This is a genomic window from Buttiauxella selenatireducens (assembly GCF_031432975.1).
Lineage (GTDB): Bacteria > Pseudomonadota > Gammaproteobacteria > Enterobacterales > Enterobacteriaceae > Buttiauxella > Buttiauxella selenatireducens.
On record NZ_CP133838.1, the window covers coordinates 1,107,869 to 1,120,373 of the forward strand.

Annotated in this window: 12 protein-coding genes; 6 read left to right on the top strand and 6 right to left on the bottom strand. The window is 51.6% G+C overall.

What is annotated here, in order from left to right:
- Position 1: 1 nt before the first annotated feature.
- Genes RHD99_RS05070 through RHD99_RS05080 form a run of 3 tightly spaced genes read left to right on the top strand, consistent with a single transcriptional unit; the run spans position 2 to position 4,685 of the window.
- Positions 2-1,354 (top strand): TolC family outer membrane protein, encoded by a 1,353-nt coding sequence (locus RHD99_RS05070; RefSeq protein ID WP_309877729.1) that lies wholly within the window; start codon positions 2-4, stop codon positions 1,352-1,354.
- A 15-nt stretch (positions 1,355-1,369) separates the two neighbouring features.
- Positions 1,370-3,505, top strand: coding sequence for a type I secretion system permease/ATPase (locus RHD99_RS05075; protein WP_309877731.1), 2,136 nt, complete (start codon positions 1,370-1,372; stop codon positions 3,503-3,505).
- Between the two features lie 10 nt (positions 3,506-3,515).
- Positions 3,516-4,685, top strand: a complete 1,170-nt coding sequence (locus RHD99_RS05080; protein ID WP_183270331.1) for a beta-barrel domain-containing protein — start codon at positions 3,516-3,518, stop codon at positions 4,683-4,685.
- Between the two features lie 187 nt (positions 4,686-4,872).
- On the opposite strand, the gene smpB is transcribed toward RHD99_RS05080, so the two are convergent.
- Positions 4,873-5,355 (bottom strand): SsrA-binding protein SmpB, encoded by a 483-nt coding sequence (smpB, locus tag RHD99_RS05085; RefSeq protein ID WP_183270330.1) that lies wholly within the window; start codon positions 5,353-5,355, stop codon positions 4,873-4,875.
- A 154-nt stretch (positions 5,356-5,509) separates the two neighbouring features.
- On the opposite strand from smpB, the gene RHD99_RS05090 reads away from it, so the two are divergent.
- Positions 5,510-5,947: a type II toxin-antitoxin system RatA family toxin gene (locus RHD99_RS05090; protein ID WP_183270329.1), complete on the top strand. Its 438-nt coding sequence runs from the start codon at positions 5,510-5,512 to the stop codon at positions 5,945-5,947.
- Positions 5,937-6,227 (top strand): RnfH family protein, encoded by a 291-nt coding sequence (locus RHD99_RS05095; RefSeq protein WP_309877732.1) that lies wholly within the window; start codon positions 5,937-5,939, stop codon positions 6,225-6,227. Before RHD99_RS05090 ends, RHD99_RS05095 begins: the two co-directional genes overlap by 11 nt.
- A gap of 36 nt (positions 6,228-6,263) precedes the next feature.
- Here RHD99_RS05095 and bamE read toward each other — a convergent pair whose 3' ends face one another.
- The 3 genes from bamE to nadK form a co-directional block, all read right to left on the bottom strand.
- On the bottom strand, positions 6,264-6,605 hold the full coding sequence (gene bamE / locus RHD99_RS05100; protein ID WP_309877733.1) for an outer membrane protein assembly factor BamE: 342 nt from the start codon (positions 6,603-6,605) through the stop codon (positions 6,264-6,266).
- A 224-nt stretch (positions 6,606-6,829) separates the two neighbouring features.
- The gene (recN, locus tag RHD99_RS05105) at positions 6,830-8,491 is read right to left on the bottom strand and encodes a DNA repair protein RecN (protein ID WP_309877734.1); all 1,662 of its coding nucleotides are present in this window, start codon (positions 8,489-8,491) and stop codon (positions 6,830-6,832) included.
- A gap of 86 nt (positions 8,492-8,577) precedes the next feature.
- Positions 8,578-9,456: an NAD(+) kinase gene (gene nadK, locus RHD99_RS05110; protein WP_183270325.1), complete on the bottom strand. Its 879-nt coding sequence runs from the start codon at positions 9,454-9,456 to the stop codon at positions 8,578-8,580.
- 129 nt (positions 9,457-9,585) lie between these two features.
- Here nadK and grpE point away from each other — a divergent pair, with 129 nt between their 5' ends.
- A complete protein-coding gene (gene grpE, locus RHD99_RS05115; protein ID WP_183270324.1) occupies positions 9,586-10,170 on the top strand; it encodes a nucleotide exchange factor GrpE in 585 nt (194 codons plus the stop codon).
- 74 nt (positions 10,171-10,244) lie between these two features.
- Here the strand turns inward: grpE and RHD99_RS05120 are convergent, their stop codons facing one another.
- Positions 10,245-11,531, bottom strand: a complete 1,287-nt coding sequence (locus RHD99_RS05120; RefSeq protein WP_309877736.1) for an HlyC/CorC family transporter — start codon at positions 11,529-11,531, stop codon at positions 10,245-10,247.
- A gap of 26 nt (positions 11,532-11,557) precedes the next feature.
- Positions 11,558-12,346, bottom strand: coding sequence for a cytochrome C assembly family protein (locus tag RHD99_RS05125; RefSeq protein WP_183270322.1), 789 nt, complete (start codon positions 12,344-12,346; stop codon positions 11,558-11,560).
- Positions 12,347-12,505 lie beyond the last annotated feature (159 nt).

Below are 12,505 nucleotides of genomic sequence, written 5' to 3' on the forward strand. Positions count from 1 at the left end.
TATGGGGCGAAACGCTAAAAGGCAGATGGGGCCAGCACTGGCGATTATCGCCAGTTGCCTGGCAAGTGTGCCGCTCATGGCCGCCGAGCAATATAACTGGCAGGCCGCACCGAGCGAGCAATTACAGGCCCAATTAACCATTAAAGAGGCGATTTTGCGGGCGTTTGCCCGCAATCCAAAAATCGCGCAGGCGGCGGCGCAAATCAGCGTCGGCAAAGCGAATCTCGATGAAGCGCAAAGCGCCTGGTTTCCGCAAATTGCATTACAGGGCGGCCTTGGCCGCTCACATACCACGGATTCTGCCGGGTCATTAAACAGCAATGCCTCGGCAGGGGTTAATCTTAAACAGTTGTTGTGGGACTTTGGCAGAACGGGCGGCAGCGTCGACGAACAAGAGAATTTGTCGGACGCTTACCGCTTTCAGCTTTACGACACGCTAAACAGTGTGGGGCAACAAACGCTACAAACCTACCTGCAAGTCAAACGTTATCAGGCGTTGTCAGCCGCCGCTGAGCGCAATGTTCGTTCACTCAATAACGTGCTTGAGATGGCGAACCTGCGAGCGAACGCGGGGTTAAGCTCGCAGTCGGATGTTCTGCAAGCGCAAAGTCGGATTGCCGGCATGAATGCCTCGCTTGAGCAATATCGCGCGCAAACGCGTTCAGCTCAGGCGGCACTCAGCGTGCTAACCGGCGTGGTGTCCGACAACCTTCCTGATTTACCAGAAGATCTTTTGCGACAGAAGATTTCTCTGCAATCCCTTCCGTATGAACAAAACAGCGCAGTGCGCAGCGCACAGGCGAAGCAACTGGCAGCGGAACAAAAAATCCGCCAGGCCCAGGCGCAGCATTACCCGACATTCTCTGTGCAGGCCGGGCGCACACGTTATGAGAACGACCATGGAGATTACTGGGACGACCAGGTGCAACTCGTCGTTGATGCGCCGGTTTACCAGGGCGGCGCCGTGAGCGCCCGAGTGGATGCGGCTGAAGGGGAACGCAGAAATGCACAGGCCGAGGTGGAAGCCAGCAAGCTGGATGTAAATCAAAAAGCAGCCACGGCGTGGGCAGATTTGACTGGCGCACAACAGCGCCAGCAGGCGGGGGAAATGCAGTTTGCGGCGGCGGGCAAAGCGCGAGAAGTGTATGGCGATGAGTACCGGTTAAGCAAACGCAGCCTGAATGATTTGTTGAGCGTCGAACAAGATGTTTTCCAGGCGGATAGCTCGTCGATCACCGCTCGGTATGACGCCTGGGATGCGGCGGTGCGTTACGCCGGGGCTGTGGATAATTTATTGAATATGCTCGGGATTGAGCGGCAGCAACTCACTGGGGATACGTTACCAGCACTTTAATAAAAGGAGTATTGCATGTCTCAACTGCCTGATACTGAATGCTGGATTGCCGCGATGGTCCGTGCCGCAGGGCGTTTTGGTTTACCTGCGGATGCGCCGGCGGTGCGTCAACAAATGCGCTGGTTTGAAAATCTTCCGCTGCCTCATCGCCTGGAACGGTTAAGCGGGTTGATGGGACTGCAAATGCGCATCATGCCGAAAGAAAAAGTGCGCTGGCATACGCAAACGCTGCCCGTCATTGTGCAACTCGATAGCGGCGCACTGATTCTGTTGGAAGCCTTAAGCGCGGAAGGGACGGTCAGTTATTGGTTGAGCGATGGGGGCGACCTGGTGCGAGAAGAGTCGCTGGAAACCTTGCTGGCACGTGTGGAAGCGGACGTGGTGTTATTGGGAATTGCAGCGCGTAGCAGTGACGCCCGCATAGACGATTTCACTAAGCCCTGGGAGCCACACTGGTTCTGGCAGCATTTCCGTCATGCCGGTCGCAAGCTGGTTGAGATTTCCCTCGCGTCCGTAGTGGGTAACGTGCTGGCGTTGGCGGGGATTTTGTTTTCGATGCAGGTCTATGATCGCGTGATCCCGGCGCAATCGATCCCGACTTTATGGGTACTGTTTTTCGGCGTGTTATTTGCTGCTTTTCTGGAATTTTTCATCCGTCTTTCCCGTACCCATATTTCCGACATTATGGGCAAACACATCGATTTACACGTTTCCTCCCTGTTCTTCGCCCGGGCAATGGCGATTAAAAACGATGCCCGCCCGAAATCGACCGGATCGTTTATTTCCCAGTTGCGCGAAATTGATCAAGTGCGTGAGTTACTGACCTCCACCACCGTGGGGGCAGCAATGGATATGCCATTTGTCCTGCTGTTCCTCGGGATCATGGCGCTGGTGGGGGGTGAGCTGGTGTTGATCCCATTACTGGCGATCCCGCTGATCGTTATTCCTGGCATTCTGGTGCAGTGGCCGATGGCAAAACTGGCCAAAGAAGGGATGCGTGAAAGTGCGGTGCGTAACGCGGTGCTGGTGGAATCCATCGAAGGGGTGGAAGACATCAAAGCTTTGCAGGCGGAACCGTATTTTCAACGCCAGTGGGAACACTCTCATTCGGTTGGCGCAAATATTGGTATGAAGCAGCGAATCTGGGGGGCTCGGCTAAGTGGTTGGGCGTCTACGGTGCAGCAAATTACTTACGCCGGAATGTTGGTGTTCGGCAGTTATCTGGTGCTGGCAGGGGACATTACCACCGGGACGATGGTCGCCTGTAGCCTGTTATCTTCCCGCACCATCGCACCGTTGATGCAACTGACAATGGTCTTTTCCCGCTGGCAGCACGCCAAAACGGCGATGACTGGCCTGAATGAATTGCTGAAGAAACCACTCGATAAAGATCCTCAGCGCAAGATGGCCCATTGCCCAGTGCTGGCGGGCCATTACCAGTTCCAGGATGCGCAATACAGCTACGATGTTGAAAAGGGCGAGCAGGCGCTGGCGATTTCTTCTCTTGAGATTAAACCCGGCGAGCGCGTGGCAATACTGGGCAAAGTGGGCGCGGGGAAATCGACGTTACTGAAATTGCTCTCCGGCCAGGCTAACACCAGCAAAGGCAAGCTGATTATTGATGGTGTGGATATTGCCCATATCGACCCGGTGGATGTGCGCCGCCAGATTGGTTTTCTTTCTCAGGATTCGCGTTTGTTCTTCGGCACTTTGCGCCAGAACCTGATGCTCGGGCACCCGCACGCCAGCGAAAGTGAGTTACTCCAGGCGCTGCGCATTAGCGGCGCGTTGTCGATGGTGCAACAAGACGCGGCAAGTCTCGACCGCATCATCAACGAAGGCGGGCGGGGATTATCCGGCGGGCAACGGCAAATGGTGCTGCTGAGCCGCCTGATTGTGCGCAATCCACAAATCGTTTTGTTAGATGAACCGACGGCTTCTATGGATGAGCAACTCGAGGCTTATGTAATTCGGCAACTGCACAACTGGCTTACGGGGCGCACTCTGGTGCTGGTGACGCATCGCCCGGCGTTGCTTAAATTGGTCGACCGAATTGTGGTGATGGAGAACGGCAAAGTGGTGGCTGATGGGCCGCGCGACACCATTCTTAATCAGGCTCAACGCAACAGCAATGTGGCTTCTATCGCCTGAGGAGTTTCCCATGAGTCAATTAAGTCTTCAGGATGACCTCGCTCGCCAGGGACGCTTTTATTCATCGGTGGTCTGGTTAACGTTATTTGGGTTGTTGGGTTTCGCGGGATGGGCGTGGTTTGCCACCCTCGACGAAGTGACGGTGGGAACCGGGAAAGTGACGCCATCGAGCCATGCGCAGCTGATTGAAAGCCTGGACGGCGGGATTGTTAGCGCGTTGTTGGTTCACGAAGGCGATATCGTCAATAAAGGGCAAATGCTGGCGCGACTTGATCCTACCCGTTTTCAGTCTAACTACGGTGAAGCCGCCGCCAGGGCGTTGGCTCTGCGGGCATCTTCTGAACGTTTGCGTTCTGAGTTAACCGGTGAGCCGTTGCGTTTTAGCGCAGAGTCATTGCGTGCGCCCGATTTAGTGGCGCGTGAAAAGCAACTCTATGATTCGCGCCGTCGTAATCTGGATGAAACGGTCGCCAATTTGCAAAGCTCTTACAAGCTGGTGATGGAAGAACTGAGAATGACGCAACCGCTGGTGGCGAAAGGGGCGGCGGGGGCCGTTGAGGTTATCCGTTTGCAGCGCCAGGCGACTGAGTTGAAAGGCAAAATCGACGATGCGCGTAACCAGTTTGCGGTTCGAGCTCGTGAAGAGCAGGTGAAGAATAACGCCGAGCTGGATGCGCAGTTGCAAGTGATGGCGGGTAAAGCGGATCAACTGGACCGCGCGTCACTCTTTTCGCCCGTGCGTGGGGTAGTGAAAGATGTGCAGGTGACGACCGTCGGCGGTGTTTTGCCTCCGGGCGGCAAACTGATGGAAATTGTGCCGCTCGAGGATCAGTTGCTGATCGAAACGCGTATCAACCCACGAGACATTGCCTACATCAGGCCAGGACTTGCGGCAACGGTGAAAATCACCGCTTATGATTCATCTATCTATGGAAATTTGCAGGGTACGGTTGAGGTGGTTTCGCCGGATACTTTGCAGGATGAGGTGAAGCGTGACCAGTATTATTACCGGGTTTATGTGCGCACCCAAAACGCGGAGTTGCATAACCGCAACGGCAAGCGCTTCCCCATTTTACCGGGCATGGTGGCGAGTGTAGAAATCAAAACCGGGCAAAAAACGGTAATGGATTATCTGGTGAAGCCGCTGAACAAGGTGAAAGAATCACTGCGTGAGCGGTAGTTTGAGGAAATAGTTTGAGGGCTTTAGTGGATGGCGCGTTGCCATCCATCAAATATTTATACCCAAAATAATTCGAGTTGCTTAAAGGCGGCAAGGTCGTAAACCCCCAGGAGCTTACACAAGTAAGTGACTGGGGTGAGCGGGAGTAGCCAACGCATAAGCAGCTTGAAGTATGACGGGTATAAGCTTAACGACCTGCGTGTTTCATAATGCGGGCTTTATCAACCGCCCATTCTTTGTCTTTCACATCATTACGCTTGTCGTGCTGTTTCTTACCTTTTGCCACGCCGATTTTCACTTTGCACCAGGCATTTTTCCAGTACATCGACAGGGCGACAACGGTGTAACCTTCACGGTTAATACGCCCGTAAAGGTTATCAAGCTCACGTTGGTTAAGCAGGAGTTTACGGGTACGTGTTGGGTCGCAGACTACATGACTTGAAGCCACATTTAACGGGGTAAAGTTGGCACCAAACAGGAATGCTTCGCCGTCTACCAAAATGACGTAGCTATCACCGATGTTGGCCTTCCCGGCACGCAGAGATTTTACTTCCCAGCCTTGTAGCACGAGTCCCGCTTCAAACTCATCTTCGATAAAGTATTCATGGCGGGCGCGTTTGTTTTGCGCAATGGTGGCTGAACCTGGTTTGTATGCTTTTTTCTTTGTCATAGTGCTGCTCAGTATAAGTAATCCAGGAGTTCAAATACACCCCGCTTCGCTGCGAGGATGAAGGCATATCTTAGCACGGCTCTGGGCTAAGAGTTTTTCTTTGCATGATGATAAATGGTATTATTTGCGTGTTTTGTGACTCTCAGGAAATGCTATGCCTCAGATTACCCGTACTGCGCTGGTGCCTTATAGCGCGGAGCAGATGTATCAATTAGTTAACGATGTGAAATCCTACCCTGACTTTTTACCGGGTTGCACTGGCAGCCGGATCATTGACGCGTCGCATGATCAGATGACGGCGGCGGTAGATGTTTCCAAAGCGGGGATCAGCAAAACTTTCACCACGCGTAACTCGCTTACCAGCAATCACAGTATTCTGATGCATCTTGTCGATGGGCCATTTAAGTCATTGATGGGAGGCTGGAAATTTACACCGCTGAGTGCGGAAGCCTGCCGTATCGAGTTCCAGCTCGATTTTGAGTTTACGAATAAACTTATCGAGTTGGCTTTTGGTCGTATCTTTAAAGAGTTAGCGGGAAACATGGTTCAGGCGTTTACCGTTCGTGCCAAAGAGGTCTACAGTGTCGCCTGATATCACGGTTGAAGTCGTTTATGCGCTGCCTGAAAAGCAGTATTTGCTCAAGGTTAGAGTTGCAGAGGGCACAACGGTTGAGCAGGTAATTACCAGGTCAGGCATTCTTGAACTGCGCACGGATATCGATCTGGCGAAGAATAAAGTTGGCATTTTTAGCCGTCCGGTAAAATTGACCGACACGGTTAATGAGGGTGATCGGGTGGAAATTTATCGCCCACTGATTGCCGATCCTAAAGAGCTCAGACGCCAACGAGCAGAAAAATCCGCTAAGAAGTAGCCAAAAAAAAGGTGCCATCGGCACCTTTTTTGTTGGTTATTCGTTTTCCAGCTTCGGCTTGTTGTCGATGTTGGTCAGCACACCACTGCTGTTGAAAGTCAGCGTCAGCGTTTGCTGAGTCACTTTTTCATGGCCTGGTTGCTGGCGGAAGACATAGAACCAGGTATTTGTACCGAATGGATCAGTCATCATTGGCGTACCCAGAGCATACGCAACTTGCTGTTGAGTCATGCCAGTACGGATCTTTGACACATCGTTCTGTGTCAGGTAGTTCCCCTGGTTAATGTCGGGGCGGTAAACCACTCGCTCCAGAGTGGAACAGCCTGCGGTCAGCATAAGAAGAACCGCTGCGGCAGCAGTCAGCGTTTTACAGCGCATAGTGATTTGATTCCTTTTCGGGCCCGAGCAGCACATGGCTCATTCATAATATGCCGATGATAATAAACCTTTACGCAGTTTAAAACATTAAGGCGCTTAACTCTGACCCTGGTACGGCAAAAAAGTTGGCTTAAAACATGCTCAATTAACAATATGCTGACTGAGCGATTGTTTTTTGAACGATTAACCGATCAACTTTTGGGATGTATATTTAACAATCGCCTTTAAGCCGCCAACAACTCTTTTGCGTTGGCAAGCGTGTTACGAGTGACTTCGCTGCCACCGAGCAAGCGAGCCAGTTCTTGCAGGCGTGAGCGTTTGTCCAGCGGCTGCATGTGAGTTTCAGTCATCTCGCCATCGGTTTCTTTACTGACAAAGAAATGATGATGCCCGCACCCAGCAACCTGCGGCAGGTGCGTTACGCACATGACCTGAGTGGACTCACCTAACTGACGTAATAATTTACCGACAACGGCTGCCGTTGGGCCGCTGATCCCGACATCCACTTCATCGAAGATGAGCGCGGGTGTTTCCATTTTGCGCGCGGTGATGACCTGAATGGCGAGGGCGATACGTGAAAGCTCGCCGCCGGAGGCCACTTTTGCCAGCGGCTGCAATGGTTGGCCAGGGTTAGTACTGACGCGGAAGTCGATACGGTCTGCCCCTTCAGCGGTCAGGTGGTTTTCATTAAATTCAACATCAATGGCTAGCTTACCGTGTGGCATCGACAACGAATGCATGCTTGCGGTAATCAATTGGCAAAGCTCTGCTGCATAATGCGCACGGCGCTGATGCAGCTCCTGCGCAATGCTCAGTGCTTGTTGGTGATGGAGTGTTACCGCCTGCATTAATTCATCTTGCGAACTGGCTTGATCATCAAGCTGCTGTAGTTCTTCGAGGAGCTGTTGATGGAACAATGGCAGTTCTTCCGGCGAAATGTGGTGTTTACGGGCCAACGAGATTTGCCTGGAGATGCGTTGCTCCAGTTCGTAGAGACGATTAGGGTCGAGATCCAGACGGTCACAATAATGACGCAGTTCATCGCTGGCTTCCGTAATCTGAATAGTGGCCTCTTCAAGCATTGTTAAAACACCTGAAAGTTTGCTATCCATCCCAACCAGTTCTTCCATTAAATGACGCGCGGTATACAACTGGCTTTGCAGGTTGTTGTCTTCGCCATCAGCGAGGATCGCTAACGCTTGCTGGCTGACGGAGATCAATTGCCCACTGTTCGCCAGACGTTTGTACTCTTCATCAATCTGCTCAAATTCACCTGCAATCGGGGAAAATTCATTGAGTTCTTTCAGTTGATACTGAAGCAGTTCAGAGCGGGCTGCACGTTCCTGAGCCAGTTGTTGATGTTGCGCCAGGGTGCGACAGCTTTGATGCCATGCGCGGTAGCTTTCTGCCATTTTTGCAAGCAGAGCAGATTCACCCGCATAACCATCCAGCAGGTTTTTTTGATGTTCTGGTTTCAGCAAAAGCTGATGTGCGTGCTGGCCATGAATTTGAATCAGCATTTGACCGAGGTCGCGCAACTGGGAAAGGGGAACCGCCGTTCCGTTGATGAAGCCGCGTGAACGTCCATCGCTGCTGATAACGCGGCGTAGCAGACATTCACGCCCATCATCGAGCTGGTTTTCTTCGAGCCAACGCAGGGCTGCGGGAGTATCTTTTAAGGAAAAGCGGGCGCAGAGATCGGCACGAGTAGCGCCCTGGCGGACCATATCGGCTTCTGCACGACCACCCAGACACAACCCTAAGGCATCAATAGCAATGGATTTACCGGCACCTGTTTCACCGGTAATGGCGGTCATGCCGTGGTGAAAATCAATTTCCAGTTCACGAACGATGGCGAAGTTACTGATGGTGAGTTGTGCCAGCATAATTGCTTTCCTGTATGAAAAGACATGACTGTGTTTTCATACAGTATAAACTGGTTTTATATACAGTAAAGAGGCTGGGCTACTTTTTAGAACAATTTTTTTGACCAGCCGAGTTTTGAGCTCAATGTATTGAAATAGCTGTAATCTTTTGGATGAATAAGATTGAGGTGGTAATCGCAGCGGCGGATCAATACGTCTTCACCTTCCTGAATCGGTAGCGCAATCTGGCTGTCACAACTGATTTCCAGGTCGTTACGCATATGCGAAAAGCGCAGGCGAATGGTGCTGCTACTGTTGATGACCAGTGGGCGCGCAGACAGCGTGTGCGGGAACATCGGCACCAGGGTAATGGCATCAAGTGACGGAGTAAGAATTGGCCCGCCGGCGGAGAGCGAATAGGCGGTAGAGCCGGTCGGTGTTGAAATAATCAGACCATCGGAGCGTTGCGAAAATGCGAATATCTCATCAATATAGACTTCGAATTCAATCATGTGCGCCACTTTGCCAGGGTGCAGCACGACTTCGTTAATCGCGGTACTCAGGCGCGTCGGGGTATCCTGTTGGCACACCTGGGCTTCCAGCAAAAAGCGGCGCTCGGCAATGTAGTGTCCTTCAAGCACATCTGCGAGTTGCTGTTGTGCGTTGTCTGGGTCAAGGTCGGTGAGAAAGCCGAGATTGCCGCGGTTGATGCCAATGACTTTGATATCATAACGAGCAAGAACGCGGGCTGCGCCAAGCATATTGCCATCACCACCTACAACAACCGCGAGATCAGCCTGTTGGCCTATTTCCGCCAGCGTGCCGGTTTTCACGTTATTGAGATTAAGTTCCTGGGCAATTTGCTGCTCGACAATGACGTCGTAGCCTTTGGTGCAGAGCCAGCGATACAGCATTTCATGCGTGGTTAGGGCCGTAGGGTGACGCGGGTGCCCGACAATACCAATGCAGTTGAAATGTTTGTTCATTATGCTGATGGTCCTTATGCGCAGTGATGCAGTCGTTTATGACAATATGTCACGTTCCCTTGAATCCCGGAAACTGATCCCCATAATAAGCGAACCAGCGAGATGAATGCTAAAAACGCGGAGAAATTCATGAGTAGTAAAGATCAGAAAACACCAGACGAGCAAGTCTCGGACGAAATTGCAATGGAAAGCCACGAAGAAGTCGAGGCCGTAGAGGGTGCCGAAGTGGTTGATCCGCGCGATGAAAAAATTGCCGATTTAACAGCGCAACTGGAAGAAATTCAGCAGCGCGAGCGTGACAGCGTGTTACGCAACAAAGCGGAAATGGAAAACCTCCGTCGCCGTACTGAGCTCGATATCGAGAAAGCGCACAAGTTCGCTCTGGACAAATTTGTCAACGAGCTGCTTCCGGTGATTGATAGCCTGGATCGCGCTTTGGAAGTGGTAGACAAGTCCAACACCGACTTAGCCGCCATGATTGAAGGCATCGAATTAACTCAGAAATCGATGCTTGATGTGGTACGTAAGTTTGGTGTGGAAGTGGTTGGCGATACCAATGTGCCGTTCAACCCGGATGTACACCAGGCGATTGCCATGGTTGAGTCTGAAGATGTTGCTCCAAACCACGTACTGATGGTGATGCAGAAGGGTTACACCCTGAATGGTCGCACGCTGCGTGCAGCCATGGTTTCTGTGGCGAAAGCAAAAGCGTAATTTGATTTAAACGCTTGAAATAAAAAGCCAGCCGTGAAGGCTGGCTTTTTTGTCTCTGTCATTCTCAACGCTGATTATTCTTCAACACTTTGACGAAGTGGTGTCACTGGCGTCACGCGCACTTGCTTAATCATGTTGTCTTGTACGTCGAGAATATCGATGTCGTAATGGCTCAATCGCACTCGCGTGTCGATGGCTGGGATTTCTTGCAGTTCTTCAAGCAGCATACCGTTTACGGTGCGCGCTTCGTCTTCTGGCAGCGTCCAGTTAAAAGCTTTGTTGATTTCACGCACATTGGCGCTGCCTTCAATAATGACGGAGCCGTCGTTCTGTGGCGTCACTTCCTCGGCAAGCGTTGGAGACATCGATGTCGTGAAATCGCCAACAATCTCTTCAAGAATATCTTCAACCGTTACCAGTCCTTGAATATCACCGTATTCGTCAACGACCAGACCGACTTTCTTTTTGTTGCGCTGGAATTTTACCAACTGAACACTGAGCGGCGTCCCTTCAGGCACAAAGTAAATTTCATCAGAGGCACGCAGCAGCGTTTCTTTGGTGAACTCCTGTTTTTCCGTCATTAAACGGTAGGCTTCACGGACACGCAGCATGCTGATGGCATCGTCCAATGTATCGCGATACAGCACAATGCGGCCATGCGGGGAGTGTGTCAGTTGGCGAACAATAGATTTCCAGTCATCGTTGATGTCTATGCCCACAATTTCGTTGCGCGGCACCATGATGTCGTCGACGTTCATTTTTTCGAGATCCAGCACCGACAGGAGCATATCCTGATTGCGGCGGGAAATTTTCGAATGTGATTCATGCACCAGGGTGCGTAATTCGTCTTTGTTTAACGCACTACTTACGGTACTGACGTTTTTGATACCCATAAGGCGCATCAACATACGCGTGATGATGTTGAGCAGCCACACCAGCGGCATCATCAGTATTTGCAACGGACCGAGCAGGAAGCTACTTGGGAAGGCGACTTTTTCCGGATACAGCGCGGCAATTGTTTTTGGCAGGACTTCAGCGAACACCAGTACCACGAAGGTGAGGATACCGGTGGCGATGGCGACACCTGCGTCGCCGTACAAACGCATGCCGACGATGGTGCCAATGGCCGAGGCCAGAATGTTGACCAGGTTATTGCCGATGAGCACCAGGCTAATCAGGCGGTCTGGTTTGCGAAGCAGTTTTTCAACCCGTTTTGCCGAGCGATTGCCCTGTTTGGCAAGGTGGCGAAGTTTATAACGGTTAAGCGTCATCATGCCGGTTTCTGAACCGGAGAAGTACGCCGAAACCACCACCATGATGATCAAGGTAACGATCAGCGTGGTGGTTGAGATGTGTTCCAAAAGGTGTGTCCTTTAAAAATGCAAAATTAGCTGACGAATTGTTGTAGAACTCGGCTACCGAAGTAGGCGAGCGTCAGAATAGCGGCACCCGCAACGTTAAACCACACGACACGGCGTCCACGCCAACCTTCATGATAGTGTCCCCACAGTAAAACGATGTAGACAAACCATGCGAGAATCGACAAGACCGCTTTATCAACGTTTTCCAGGCTGAAAAGATTTTTCAGATAAAACAGGCCGGTGCACAGGGTTAACGTTAGCAGTACAACGCCGACCTGGGTGATATGAAACATTTTGCGCTCAATGCTCATCAATGGCGGCATTTCAGCGCGGAAGGCAAGTTTCTTATTCTTGAGCTGATAATCAATCCATGCCAGTTGCAGCGCATAAAGTGCAGCAATAATCAGCGTCGCGTAGGCAAACAGCGACAAACCAATGTGCACCATCATACCCGGCGTGGCTTCAAGGTGGGTGATGAATTCGTTGGGCATGAAGGTCGCCAGCGCCAGATTGATTAAGGCGAAAGCGTAAACAATCGGTAACAGCAGCCAGCCGCGATTTCGCGAAGCCACGATGGTCATCACGGTACATATCATCAAACTGACTAACGAGCCGACGTTAAGCAGGCTGAGGTTTTGACCACCGTCGGCGGCAAAAATACGCGCTTCGAGCGCCAGACCGTGGCTTACAAGCGCGATAACGGCCGATATAATAGCGAAACGACGCCACCCGCTGTTCTTTGTCAGCAGACTGGGGATAATCAGCGCGAGGCTGCTGGAATAGGCTACAAGCGCAAGGATTGCGAAAACAGGCATATAAAGTGTCGGTCAATTAGCCAGAGATGAAAAAAAGCAGTATAACGTTACCTGCCGCCTGCTCCAACTCTAACCGTTGCATCACACCAAAGGCGGCTTCATGTTATATACCCGTCATACTACAAGTTATGGGGGTGTTGGCTGCACTCACTTACCCCA

Bases quoted from the DNA above. Each gene is read 5' to 3' on its own strand.
- grpE (WP_183270324.1), top strand. From the start codon at position 9,586: ATGAGTAGTAAAGATCAGAAAACACCAGACGAGCAAGTCTCGGACGAA.
- smpB (WP_183270330.1), bottom strand. From the start codon at position 5,355: ATGACAAAGAAAAAAGCATACAAACCAGGTTCAGCCACCATTGCGCAA.
- RHD99_RS05075 (WP_309877731.1), top strand. From the start codon at position 1,370: ATGTCTCAACTGCCTGATACTGAATGCTGGATTGCCGCGATGGTCCGT.
- RHD99_RS05080 (WP_183270331.1), top strand. From the start codon at position 3,516: ATGAGTCAATTAAGTCTTCAGGATGACCTCGCTCGCCAGGGACGCTTT.
- nadK (WP_183270325.1), bottom strand. From the start codon at position 9,456: ATGAACAAACATTTCAACTGCATTGGTATTGTCGGGCACCCGCGTCAC.
- bamE (WP_309877733.1), bottom strand. From the start codon at position 6,605: ATGCGCTGTAAAACGCTGACTGCTGCCGCAGCGGTTCTTCTTATGCTG.
- recN (WP_309877734.1), bottom strand. From the start codon at position 8,491: ATGCTGGCACAACTCACCATCAGTAACTTCGCCATCGTTCGTGAACTG.
- RHD99_RS05070 (WP_309877729.1), top strand. From the start codon at position 2: ATGGGGCGAAACGCTAAAAGGCAGATGGGGCCAGCACTGGCGATTATC.
- RHD99_RS05090 (WP_183270329.1), top strand. From the start codon at position 5,510: ATGCCTCAGATTACCCGTACTGCGCTGGTGCCTTATAGCGCGGAGCAG.
- RHD99_RS05125 (WP_183270322.1), bottom strand. From the start codon at position 12,346: ATGCCTGTTTTCGCAATCCTTGCGCTTGTAGCCTATTCCAGCAGCCTC.